Source organism: Pseudogracilibacillus auburnensis, from assembly GCF_003201975.1.
GTDB classification, from domain to species: Bacteria; Bacillota; Bacilli; order Bacillales; family Amphibacillaceae; genus Pseudogracilibacillus; species Pseudogracilibacillus auburnensis.
In genome coordinates, this window is the sequence record NZ_QJJQ01000007.1 from 164,938 (window position 1) to 177,408 (window position 12,471).

Here is a 12,471-nt window from a genome sequence, read left to right on the forward strand (position 1 = left end):
ATCAGAAAAAGGACTGAATATCAACAATACTTTAGTTGTAATAAATGAAACTTAAAATTTGATAATAATCTAACTATTCATCCTGTACTAACCTACCGAAATTATAAATACATCTCTTCAATAGCTTTATATGTTGTGTCCTCATTTGTCTCATAATGGAATGGCATCAAATTTATTTCCGTTAACATCACTAGTAATAATATCTAAAGATTTACTTGCAATCTTTTCATCCCCTATATACAACATACGTTTTTACGTCAAGCGTGATCTTATTTTACCCGATATCATATCAATCAACGTAATCATCACAATAATCCCTAGTAAAATAATGCCTACTCGCTCCCAATCTCTGACACTTAATGCAAAAATAAGCGGAGTTCCAATTCCACCTGCTCCAATGACTCCTAAGACAGTAGCAGCACGCACATTAACCTCAAATCGATACAAAATAAAGGAGAAGAAATTGGGTAATACTTGTGGTACTACTGCGAACATAAATATTTTGATTGGATTGGCACCAGTTGCAACTAAAGCCTCCCTTGCACTTAAATCAATTCCTTCAATGCTATCTGAAATCAATTTCCCTAACATACCGACCGCACCAATGCCAAGTGCTAACACACCTGCAAATGCTCCAGGGCCAACCGCTTTTATAAACAGTAACGCAAGAACGATATCAGGAAATACGCGAATAAAGCTTAACATAAATTTATTCGTCCCAACAATTGCTTTCGTTTTTACGATATTATTAGCAGCCATAAATGAAAAAGGAATACAAAGAATACCTGCAATAAAAGTCCCCAATAACGCAATTGCAACCGTATCGAGTAATCCGCGTAATAAATCTTCTCCAGCTGGATCATAAACATAGCCCCAATCAGGTTGGAAAAGACCAGATATAATGGCGGAAACAATTTCAATCGATGTTTCTTTCAGCTCTATGTTTGGTAATCCGATAAAAGCCCATATGTAGATGAAAAGCACCGTTAAAATAAGGAAGGTGCGACGTAATATAATGAGTGACTCTCGTTTCATATTAATTTCTCCCTAATTTTCGTACTCAAATAATCAATAAGTAAAACGACTCCAAGTGTATAGACGATAATCGATGATGTTTTAGCATAATCGAAAAATCCAAGCGTTTGTTCATAAAATAAGCCTATTCCTCCAGCTCCAACTAACCCTAATACCGCCGCCGCTCTAATATTAATTTCAAAAGCATATAGAAAGAATGACATAAATGGGGCCATTACTTGGGGTACGACTCCAAACATAATCCACTTTAATTTATTTGCTCCCACTGCAGTCATTGCCTCCATCGGTCCAGGATCAATTGATTCTACTGATTCATAAAACAATTTCGCGATAATCCCTAAGGAAAAAAACATTAGTGCAAAAATCCCTGGAATTGTTCCGATTCCGAAAATAGCAACAAACAAAGCTGCTAATAATAATTCTGGCAATGTACGAATTAAATTTAATAAAAATCGGGCCGGTCCCGTAATGATCGATAGAAAAAATACATTTCTCGCCGCAAGCATAGCTAGCGGAAAAGCGAGCAGTCCACCAAATGTCGTCCCAATTACCGCCATACGTATTGTTTCCAACATCGGTGAAGTAATTACTTGAAAATAAGCTAAATCTGGTGGAACTAATTGAACAACTAGATCCCACATATTTGGCAGCCCTTTTAACAATTCAGTAAATGAAAAACCAATTTGCCAACCGCTTCCTAACACTAACACGAGGACAAGCATGGCTGTAAAAATAGGTTTCATTTTTGAAGGTGGTGAAGGAATATGATCTGTTTGTTCTTTTTCTATTGTGTTCATTTGGCAGCCCTCTTCATTTCATTTTTTCTCATGTCCTGTCCATATATGCTTGTAAATGTGTCGTTCGTCGCTTCGATCACAGGACCATCAAACACAACTTCTCCATCTTTCAACCCGATAATTCTAGTTGCATATTCTCTGGCTAGATCGATCGAATGCAAGTTAACAATCATCGTTATATTTAATTCTTGATTGATTCGTAATAAATCTTCCATTACTTGTTTCGTTGTCAGTGGGTCTAGTGAAGCGACTGGTTCATCTGCAAGGACAATTTTTGCCTCTTGTGCTAATGCTCTTGCAATTGACACTCGTTGTTGTTGGCCCCCGGATAGTTGATCTGCTCTTACGTACGCCTTTTCCACTAGATTTACTCTTTTTAAAGCTTCGATTGCCAATTCTTTATCCTGTTTTGGAAATAAACCTAATATCATACGTAATGTTGAGTGATATCCGACTCGACCAGACAATACATTTCTCATCACAGAAGACCGTTTGACAAGGTTAAAATTTTGAAAAATCATGCCTATATCCCGGCGAATACGATAAAGTTCGTTCCCTTTAGCTTTCGTAATTGATTCGCCATGGATAGAAATTTCCCCCTCACTTATTTCAATGAGTCGATTAACGGAACGAAGAAGTGTTGACTTCCCGGCCCCAGACAAGCCAACAATGACAACAAATTCCCCGTCTTCTATTTGGAGATTGATGTTTTTTAATCCGATCGTTCCATTAGGGTATATTTTGGAAACATTTTTAAATTGTATCAACCTTTTCCCTACTTTCGTGAGCGTAGTAAAAAGGAGGCCGTCCGAAAATAGATCGTTGACAGCCTTCCTTCCTTCTCCGTATGTTGTTTTCCCTAAAATGTCCATGTATTATTGTACTTCATTACTTACCTTTTCTTCATATTCTCTAACAATATCGAAATTACTATCTTGTGATTCAACATATCCCTCATGACTGTAAATATCACGGATAATTTCTTGACCTTCTTCATCTTGTCCAATTGCGATGAAAGCTTGTGTGATTGCCTCTTTCATTTCGTCACTAATAGCAGGACGTACGGCAATCGTATCGTTAGGAATATCTTCTGTGAACTCAAGTATTTTTGTATCTTCAAAGACATTTTCATAATCACTCACGACTACATTTCTAGCATCTTGGAATGTAACTGCTGCATCTATATCTCCATTTAAAAGGGCAATTACAGCTTGGTCATGTCCTTTTAAAGTTACTGACTCGACATCGTTAAGCGGATGAATTCCTGCTTCCATTAAAGTTGCAGCTGGCCAAACAAATCCCGCTGATGATGTAACATTTTGATATCCTATCTTTTTACCTTTTAGGTCTTCTATGGAATTAATATCTGAGTCTGCTTTCACGATAAAAATCGATTTGTATGAATCTACCAATTCCTCTGTCGCTGAACCATCATCATGTACACCAAATCTTTGGGCTTGTAAAATTACGTCGGCTGCCACTTGCTCATGGGCAAGTACATAAGCAGTTGGCGGCAAAAAGCCTACATCTACTTGATCTGACTTCATCGCTTCTACAATCGTATTATAATCTGTCGAAACACTAACCGTTACCGGAATACCTAATTCATTACTAAGTAAATCTTCTAAAGGTTTTGCTTTTGCTTCTAAAGTATCTGCGTTTTGAGAAGGAACAAATTGAACTTTTAATTCTTCTAGTTCTTCACCATCATTTTCTTCTTGAACTTCTGTGTCCTCATTTGTTTCTTCCTGATTTTCCGCGTCCTCATTTTCTGTTGAGGACGCACCTTCACCATCATTTCCACATGCAGCTAAAACACATAATGAAAATAGGATTGTAAGGCCTATGAATAAGATTCTTTTCATTTTTCCCCCACCTTAATTATTTAATCTAAATTGGTTAGTCAAATTAGTTTCCTAGTAAAATTACTTTTACTATTTCACCCCCTGCTATACTAAGCAACCATAAAAAAATAATAACAATGTATTATGTAATAATAGTTAATTTCGAGTAAAAATAATGTAAAGCCAAAAAATGTATTGAGCATGATAGGATTCCTGAAGTGATAAAAACCTCACTTTTGAATAATGTACATTCAAAAGTGAGGGATAGATGCCAAAGGTTTATAGAAAGTTTTTATTCCCATTACTTTCTGTCGCCGAACGGAAATAAACAAATCTTCATTATTCGAAGGTTAAATAGGGATTCTGAATGATTCTTAAATGAGCACTGATCGGCTTTGTAAAAACTGCGAAATAGTGTTACTCCCTTGAGAGGATGAAGGGTCCAATATTTGAGATATATACTGTATTTAGAGTGTTTTAAAACCCTTTGACTTAAGCAATTTCTATAGCTAACGTATGATAGAGGATATTCAAAAAGTCTAACAAAAACGACGCATCGAATTTCTTCGTTGCCAGATAAGAAAGGATAAATCCTTTCTTACTACTCACTGACTAAAGGCGCGACGTCCTAGCGTTGCCACAAGGCTTTTTGATGGGGCGAGCATTTAGCGGAGTCCCAAGTTTTTTCGATGGGACGAGCATTTAGCGGAGTCCCAAGGCTTTTTGATGGGGCGAGTAATCGAAAGAAGCGGGTTTAACCAGCGGAACTTCTTGATCCTTTGTATCGACCTTTTTGAACACGCATGTATAGGACAAATGATAAAAATAAAACCTCATGAAATCAGTTTAAAATTTGATCTCATAAGGTTCATTCATTTCTATAGAGTTTTATTTCCAACCTCTTCTATAAAGGTTATTTTGTCTCCACTTTTTCAAATGTATCTGCATGACGGACGAGGTAATCGAATGCACTTAATGCCGCAGTCGCACCAGATCCCATGGAGATAATGATTTGTTTAAACTTTTCATCTGTACAATCTCCTGCAGCAAATACGCCAGGAATATTGGTTACACCATTTCTATCTACAATGACTTCACCAAATTGGTTACGTTCAACTGTTTCACCGAGCCAATCTGTGTTTGGAACAAGACCAATCTGGACGAATACACCTTCCAGTTCAATATGTTGTTCAGCCTTTGTTTCCCTATTAATATAAGAAATACCATTCACATTATCTGTTCCGGTAATTTCAGTTGTTTGCGCATTTTTAATCACCGTTACATTTGGTAAACTGTTTAAACGCTTCTGTAATACAGAGTCGGCTTTTAGTTCCGATGCAAATTCAAGAACTGTAACATGTTTTACAATTCCAGCAAGATCAATTGCTGCTTCAATACCAGAATTACCGCCACCAATGACTGCTACGCGTTTCCCTTCGAATAATGGGCCATCACAATGCGGACAATATGCTACCCCTTTATTCCTAAACTCATCTTCTCCAGGTATGCCAACTTTACGCCAACGAGCACCAGTTGAAAGGATGACAGATTTGCTTTTTAAAACTGCACCGTTTTCTAATTCAATTTCAACATAGTCCTTTTTTTCAAGACGTACAGCACGCTGTAAGTTCATTACATCGATATTGTATTCTTTCACATGTTCTTCGAGATTTGCTGCAAGTCTAGGACCTTCCGTACGATTCACGCTAATGAAATTTTCAATAGCGGCTGTATCAAGAATCTGACCGCCGAAACGTTCTGCAACAATCCCTGTACGGATTCCTTTACGAGCTGCATAGATTGCTGCACTCGCTCCGCCAGGTCCTCCCCCAACAACAAGAACATCAAATGGATCTTTATCTTCGAATTCAGATGCGTCCGGACCGCCACCTAACTTAGCAAGGATTTCTTCAACAGTCATTCGGCCACCGCCAAATTCTTCTCCATTTAAGAATACCGTCGGAACCGCCATAATATTTTTACTTTCAGTTTCTTCTTTATATGCAGCACCATCGATCATCGTATGCGTAATTTTAGGGTTTAAAACACTCATAATATTTAGTGCTTGAACAACCTCTGGACAATTTTGACAGCTTAAACTGATATAAGATTCAAAGTGCAGTTCCTTATCGATATTTTTAATTTGCTCAATTACTTTTTGATCCACTTTTGGAGCTCTACCACTTACATGAAGTAATGCTAATACTAACGAAGTAAATTCATGTCCAAGTGGAACACCAGCAAAAGTAATCCCAGAATCTTCATCTGGTTTGTTAATACTAAAACTAGGAGTTCTCTCCAATACGGTATGCTCAATTGTTATCTTCGATGACATGGCGGATAGCTCATCTACTAGCTCCACCATGTCTTGGGATACTTTGTCAGACCCTACACTAACTTTTAGTCGAATTTCGCCTTCTAACATTTCAAGATATTGGGCTAATTGTGCTTTAATTTCAGCATCTAATATCATTTAATGCACTCCTTAAATTTTACCTACAAGATCTAGGCTTGGCTTAAGTGTTTCAGAACCTTCTTCCCATTTAGCTGGGCAAACTTCACCTGGATTATTACGCACATATTGGGCAGCTTTTACTTTACCTACGAGTGTGCTTGCGTCACGTCCAATTCCGTCTGCATTAATTTCTGCCGCTTGTACAATTCCGTCTGGATCAATAATGAATGTACCACGTTGAGCAAGACCTGCTTCCTCGTCCAGAACATCAAAGTTACGTGAAATTGTTTGTGATGGATCACCGATCATTACGTACTCAATTTTGCTAATAGCCTCTGAATGATCGTGCCACGCTTTATGTGTAAAATGTGTATCAGTTGAAACCGAATATACTTCCACACCTAATTCTTGAAGTGTAGCGTATTGATCTTGAAGGTCCTCTAGTTCTGTTGGGCAAACGAATGTAAAGTCTGCTGGATAGAAACAAACAACACTCCACTTTCCTTTTAAGCTTTCATCGGTAATCTCAATAAACTCTCCGTTACCCGCATTATATGCTTGTGCTTTAAATGATTCGATTTCTTTTCCGATTAATGACATTTTAAAACTCCTCCATGTATATGTATTTTTAGAATTCATCTTGTTAGTTTAGGACAATATTGGAAAATTTACTCATGAATATAAGCATGAAATTAATCATCCTGTAACTATAATAATTCTAATGTTATATTTATTATTTAATAATGAACCGATTTTGTCAAGTATTGTGTAATTTTGTCACACTTCTTTCAAATTAAACCTCTCATATACCAATTCAATTCCATCTAATTGAAAGCAATCTTGTCATATAATTTTAAGCAGTTATCAGTATCCGTTTAACATTCTCAATTACTTTCTTGTTTTCTCGACTATATTACATATTTAATTCTATTCGTCTAGTTTGACGAATATGGTGAAAGAAGTGATTACATTCCCTTTATTTAATGGAATAGAAAGAAAATAAAACAAAGTTTCCGATCGTACTCTCTGCATTACTGAAGCTACTACCTGGGTGTCAAAGAGGTGCAACATATTGTGGTAACGGTAGCGATAAAAGTATTGATTAATGAACAGACCTTACATTATGCTAAAATATCATTTGAAAAGACACTAAATGAGTAAGTAATGGCATTATAAAGATAGAAACAAAAGTTTATTATTATAATACGCAAAGGTTATTGGAATAAAAATATAAGCTAAAATAGGAGGAGGGCGTTATTATTGAACCGATTAGTTATCAGTCTACTGTGGATTTTTATCGTCATTTTTGTAACTGCTTTAATCTCATCAGTACAAGTAGTATGGAATTCATTATTGATATTCACTTTCCTTGCACTTGGAGTTTCGTTTTTAGCTGGATTAATTTCATTAATTAAAATTGAAAAAATTGCACACATTCCAGTTCTATTGGGATTGTTTACTTTTAGTTGTTTATGCGCCATGGTAGAAATTAAATTCTTTTTTGGCATTAGCTTCTTGTATTTTATTGCGTTAATGGTTTACTTTTTTATTCGTTCATCTCTTCGGAGTAGACAATCATATGGTAAAAGTAAATGAATTAAAATAATAAAACTTTATTTTAAGTTTTCTTGAGAATACCCGAAAGTTGATAGAAAAGTATTTAATTTGAAATTAGCAAAGGTTAAACCACTTTCTACTTTGTTGGGAACAGTCCTATTGTAGAAGTGGTTTTTAGTATTAACTTAAGCAAGTGGAAATAAGCAATCTATTCCATTTTTTTACGTTAGATATATTGTTTAATTTCTTTCCACACAAGCTCTTTATTTTCACTTGTCTCCGCTGAAAAAGGAATGATCGTAACCTGTTCATTAGTAAAAGTGGTTTTAATTTGCTTTATATGTTGTGTACGCTTATTTTTCGGTACTTTATCGAGTTTCGTAGCAATAATGATTAACGGGATCTCTAAATAGGTAATATATTCGTACATTTGAATATCTTCTCTCGTTGGTTTATGGCGAATATCGACGATAAGAATAACAACACGAAGTTGATCTCTCGTTTCAAAATACTCCTCCATCATCCTTCCCCATTTTTCCCGTTCGGATTTAGATACTTTTGCGTACCCATAACCTGGTACATCGACAAAATAAAATAAATCATTGATGATATAAAAATTAAGCGTGCGGGTTTTCCCAGGCTTAGACGAAGTTCGTACTAGGTTTTTACGACCAATGATACGATTAATAAAAGATGATTTACCAACATTCGACCTCCCAGCAAGAGCAATTTCTGGGAGATTTGTTTTTGGATACTGTGCCCCGCTTACTGCACTAATTTCTATGTTAGCTTTTGTTACTTTCATCGGCTTCCTCCACAAGTGCATGTTTTAATACGTCATCTAAATGTTTTACTTTGATAAATGTTAAATCATCACGTACACTTTTAGGAATATCTTCAATATCACGTTCATTTTCAGCAGGGATGATAATTGTTTTAATCCCAGCTCGATGTGCACTTAATGATTTCTCTTTAAGACCACCAATTGGTAATACATGGCCACGTAAAGTTATTTCTCCAGTCATTCCGACATCTTTTTTAACAGCCCGACCAGACAGAGCTGATACGAGTGCAGTTGCCATCGTTATTCCAGCAGAAGGACCATCTTTCGGTGTTGCACCTTCTGGAACATGAATATGGATGTCGTATTTTTTATGAAAATCTTCCTCAATTTGTAGTTCTTTTACACGGGAACGTATATAACTAAAAGCAGCTTGTGCTGATTCCCGCATTACCTCACCAAGTTTCCCTGTCAAAATTAATTCACCTTTACCTGGGTAGTGGGATACTTCAATCGATAAAGTATCTCCGCCAACAGCGGTATACGCAAGTCCTGTCGCTGTTCCTACTTGATCTTCCTGTTCCATTCGTCCATACCGGTAAATCGGCTTTCCTAGTAATTTTTCTAGTCTTTTCTCTGTCACGATTACCCGCTTTTGCTCACCAGATATAATAATTTTAGCTGCTTTTCGGCACAATGTGGCAATCGTTCGTTCCAGTCCGCGTACTCCTGATTCGCGAGTATATTCTCTAATTACTTTTAATAATGCCTCATCACGGATCTGTAAATTTCCTTTTTGTAACCCATTTTCTTTTAGTTGTTTTAGAATAAGATGCTCTTTTGCGATATGCATTTTTTCCACTTCGGTGTAACCGGAAATCGAAATTAATTCCATTCGATCTAAAAGTGGGCCAGGAATATTGTTTACATAATTTGCCGTTGCAATGAACAGGACGTTGGATAAATCATATGTCTCTTCTATAAAATGATCACTAAAATTGTGGTTTTGTTCTGGGTCAAGTACTTCTAACATTGCCGATGATGGATCGCCTCTAAAATCATTCGACATTTTATCAATTTCATCAAGTAAGAATACTGGATTTATCGTTCCAGCACGTTTCATGCCTTGAATAATTCTTCCCGGCATCGCGCCGATATAAGTTCGACGGTGTCCCCTTATTTCTGCTTCGTCGCGAACGCCCCCCAAAGAAATACGGACAAATTTACGATGAATCGAATTGGCAATCGACTTCGCTAACGATGTTTTTCCAACGCCAGGTGGACCAACTAGACAAAGAATTGGACCTTTAATGGAATTCGTTAATTTTTGCACAGCTAAATACTCTAAAATTCGTTCTTTCACTTTATCGAGTCCATAATGCTCTTTATCTAAAATTGCTTCCGCATGGTGGATTTCGATCGAGTCTTCTGTTTTTTCCGCCCAAGGAAGGGATGTTAACCAATCGATATAATTACGAATGACGGAGCTTTCAGCTGAACTTTGTGGAACTCTTTCAAACCTATCGAGTTCTTTTAAAGCAACTTCTGTTACTCTTTCTGGCATATTCGCTTCCATGATGTCCTCTCTTAATTGATCGACATCACTTAATTTCCCGTCACCTTCTCCAAGCTCTTTTTGGATCGCCTTTAACTGTTCACGTAAATAGTATTCCTTTTGTGTTTGTTCCATGGAAGTTTGCACACGTTTACCAATTTTCCTTTCAAGATCAAGTACTTTTTTTTCATTGGTAATAATCGTGAGTAAATGTTGCATCCGATCTTTCACATTGTCAATTTCTAATAATTCTTGTTTATCTTTAATTTTAATTGGTAAATGTGAAGCGATAATAAAAGCTAGTCTACTTGGTTCTTCAATATCTTGAACTGTTGCTAATGTTTCTTTCGTAATTTTTCGTGACACTTTTATATATTGACCAAATTGATGAACTAATTGCCTCATCAATGCTTCCTCTTCGTGTAAATCACCACTAACATCTTCTAATTTTTTAATTTCTACCTTGTATTCTTTCTCTTCTTCTGTATAACGAATTATCTCTGCACGATATAAACCTTCCACTAACACTCGAATAGTGCCATTTGGCAATTTTAACATTTGGTTAATTTTAGCTAACGTTCCAACCCTGTAAATGTCTTCGGGATTTGGATCTTCAATAGCTACTTCTTTTTGAGAAGAAAGAAAAATCGTTTGATCCCCCATCATAGCTGTTTCTAAAGAAGCGATGGATTTTTCCCTTCCTACATCTAAATGAAGTACCATAGACGGAAAGACGAGTATACCGCGTAACGCCAGGAGGGGCGATTGTATCGTATCATTTGTCATATTATGTACCTCCAACAAACATCTCTTTTTAAATAATATTGTTAGTATTTCCTTTTTAATATACTCTATCAGAACTTTTCTACATTCCTTGTTACAATAAGAAGAAGACTAACTGCAACGATCAATATCTCCTTCACTTACCGATAAAATGTTAGGAGTAAATGAACTCGTGAGTCAGTCTTCTCTTCTGTTTTGTAGAAGGTAATACCTCGTATTCATATATTTTGAAATATATAACTATGCGCTTTCCTTAGGAATGTTTTTCGTATTATCCTCTATTGTACCATCTGTATAGAATAATTTAGGTCTCACATTTTCTGTTGTTACCGCTTCTTTTGTTATGATACATTTTTCTATATCTTCCCGTGATGGAAGCTCAAACATGATTTCTAACATTATGTTTTCGATAATTGACCTTAAACCACGAGCCCCTGTTTTTCGTTCCATCGCACTTTTGGCAATCTCTTTTAATGCGTCTTCTTCAAATTCTAATTCTACATTATCCATTAGGAATAACTTTTCATATTGTTTCACTAAAGCGTTTTTCGGCTTTGTTAAAATCTCAATTAATGCTGCTTCATCTAATGGTTTTAAACTTGCGATCACTGGTAAACGTCCAATGAACTCTGGAATAAGACCGTAGCTTAATAGGTCTTCAGGTAAAACTTTTGATAATAGTTCACCCATGTCTAATTCTTCATGTTCATTCTGATCACCAAACCCGATCACTTTTTTACCTAATCGGCGTTTAATAATTTGGTCAATTCCGTCAAAAGCACCACCTACGATAAAAAGGATATTTGTCGTATCGATTTGAATAAACTCCTGATGTGGGTGTTTACGACCACCTTGTGGCGGAACACTGGCTACCGTTCCTTCCAAAATTTTTAAAAGTGCCTGTTGCACACCTTCCCCAGAAACGTCGCGTGTGATCGATGGGTTTTCTGATTTACGTGCCACTTTATCAATTTCATCGATATAAATAATCCCTTTTTCCGCTTTTTCAATATCGTAATCAGCAGCTTGGATTAATTTAAGCAAAATATTTTCTACATCTTCCCCTACATAACCGGCCTCTGTTAACGATGTAGCATCCGCAATAGCAAATGGAACATTGATAATTCGAGCAAGCGTTTGAGCAAGTAATGTTTTACCGCTTCCTGTAGGTCCAATCATTGCGATATTACTTTTCGATAGCTCTACATCGTCAGCATTTTTAGGTGAATTAATTCGCTTATAATGGTTATAGACTGCTACTGATAAATTCTTTTTTGCCTTTTCTTGACCAATAACGTAGTTGTCAAGAGTTTCACAAATTTCTTTCGGCTTCGGGATTTCCTCGACCTCTACATCTTCATCCATCCCGATTTCTTCTTCAACAATTTCCGTACATAATTCAATACATTCATCACATATATATACACCTGGTCCAGCAACCAATTTACGCACTGAATCTTGGTCTTTGCCACAGAATGAACATTTTAACTGTCCTTTTTCTTCATTGAATTTAAACATACATTTCACCCCTAAACGTTTAACTCACACTTTATATTCAATCTTTATAGCAATCATATCAGATACAATTTGGAAAATAAAATGATACACCCTTCGATAAGCTGTTCAAAAAGAAGGTAGAAAAGTTTTTCAGCACTATTTTAAAC

General features: G+C 36.3%; 10 protein-coding genes. 1 reads left to right on the plus strand and 9 read right to left on the minus strand.

The window, feature by feature from the left end:
* Positions 1–252 precede the first annotated feature (252 nt).
* From phnE (DFR56_RS11275) to ahpC, 6 genes are all read right to left on the minus strand, one after another.
* Positions 253–1,035, minus strand: coding sequence for a phosphonate ABC transporter, permease protein PhnE (gene phnE / locus DFR56_RS11275; protein WP_110395539.1), 783 nt, complete (start codon positions 1,033–1,035; stop codon positions 253–255).
* Positions 1,032–1,832: a phosphonate ABC transporter, permease protein PhnE gene (gene phnE / locus DFR56_RS11280; protein WP_110395540.1), complete on the minus strand. Its 801-nt coding sequence runs from the start codon at positions 1,830–1,832 to the stop codon at positions 1,032–1,034. The genes phnE (DFR56_RS11275) and phnE (DFR56_RS11280) overlap by 4 nt, the downstream gene beginning before the upstream one ends.
* Complete coding sequence (gene phnC / locus DFR56_RS11285; protein ID WP_110395610.1) at positions 1,829–2,599, minus strand: phosphonate ABC transporter ATP-binding protein; 771 nt, start codon at positions 2,597–2,599, stop codon at positions 1,829–1,831. Before phnC ends, phnE (DFR56_RS11280) begins: the two co-directional genes overlap by 4 nt.
* 108 nt (positions 2,600–2,707) lie before the next feature.
* Positions 2,708–3,697, minus strand: a complete 990-nt coding sequence (locus DFR56_RS11290) for a phosphate/phosphite/phosphonate ABC transporter substrate-binding protein (protein WP_110395541.1) — start codon at positions 3,695–3,697, stop codon at positions 2,708–2,710.
* An 892-nt stretch (positions 3,698–4,589) separates the two neighbouring features.
* Entirely contained in the window at positions 4,590–6,149 is a 1,560-nt protein-coding gene (ahpF, locus tag DFR56_RS11295; protein WP_110395542.1) for an alkyl hydroperoxide reductase subunit F, read from the minus strand.
* Positions 6,150–6,161: 12 nt separating this feature from the next.
* Positions 6,162–6,731 (minus strand): alkyl hydroperoxide reductase subunit C, encoded by a 570-nt coding sequence (gene ahpC / locus DFR56_RS11300; protein WP_110395543.1) that lies wholly within the window; start codon positions 6,729–6,731, stop codon positions 6,162–6,164.
* Positions 6,732–7,391: 660 nt separating this feature from the next.
* Here ahpC and DFR56_RS11305 point away from each other — a divergent pair.
* Complete coding sequence (locus tag DFR56_RS11305) at positions 7,392–7,727, plus strand: hypothetical protein (RefSeq protein ID WP_110395544.1); 336 nt, start codon at positions 7,392–7,394, stop codon at positions 7,725–7,727.
* A 187-nt stretch (positions 7,728–7,914) separates the two neighbouring features.
* On the opposite strand, the gene yihA is transcribed toward DFR56_RS11305, so the two are convergent.
* From yihA to clpX, 3 genes are all read right to left on the minus strand, one after another.
* Complete coding sequence (yihA, locus tag DFR56_RS11310; RefSeq protein WP_110395545.1) at positions 7,915–8,493, minus strand: ribosome biogenesis GTP-binding protein YihA/YsxC; 579 nt, start codon at positions 8,491–8,493, stop codon at positions 7,915–7,917.
* Positions 8,474–10,810, minus strand: coding sequence for an endopeptidase La (lon, locus tag DFR56_RS11315; protein ID WP_110395546.1), 2,337 nt, complete (start codon positions 10,808–10,810; stop codon positions 8,474–8,476). The genes yihA and lon overlap by 20 nt, the downstream gene beginning before the upstream one ends.
* A 237-nt stretch (positions 10,811–11,047) precedes the next feature.
* Positions 11,048–12,325, minus strand: a complete 1,278-nt coding sequence (gene clpX, locus DFR56_RS11320; protein ID WP_110395547.1) for an ATP-dependent protease ATP-binding subunit ClpX — start codon at positions 12,323–12,325, stop codon at positions 11,048–11,050.
* Positions 12,326–12,471 lie beyond the last annotated feature (146 nt).

What these genes read in the sequence shown, in the direction of transcription:
- phnE (WP_110395539.1), bottom strand. Translation starts at nt 1,035, where the DNA reads ATGAAACGAGAGTCACTCATTATATTACGTCGCACCTTCCTTATTTTA.
- phnE (WP_110395540.1), bottom strand. Translation starts at nt 1,832, where the DNA reads ATGAACACAATAGAAAAAGAACAAACAGATCATATTCCTTCACCACCT.
- DFR56_RS11290 (WP_110395541.1), bottom strand. Translation starts at nt 3,697, where the DNA reads ATGAAAAGAATCTTATTCATAGGCCTTACAATCCTATTTTCATTATGT.
- ahpF (WP_110395542.1), bottom strand. Translation starts at nt 6,149, where the DNA reads ATGATATTAGATGCTGAAATTAAAGCACAATTAGCCCAATATCTTGAA.
- ahpC (WP_110395543.1), bottom strand. Translation starts at nt 6,731, where the DNA reads ATGTCATTAATCGGAAAAGAAATCGAATCATTTAAAGCACAAGCATAT.
- yihA (WP_110395545.1), bottom strand. Translation starts at nt 8,493, where the DNA reads ATGAAAGTAACAAAAGCTAACATAGAAATTAGTGCAGTAAGCGGGGCA.
- lon (WP_110395546.1), bottom strand. Translation starts at nt 10,810, where the DNA reads ATGACAAATGATACGATACAATCGCCCCTCCTGGCGTTACGCGGTATA.
- clpX (WP_110395547.1), bottom strand. Translation starts at nt 12,325, where the DNA reads ATGTTTAAATTCAATGAAGAAAAAGGACAGTTAAAATGTTCATTCTGT.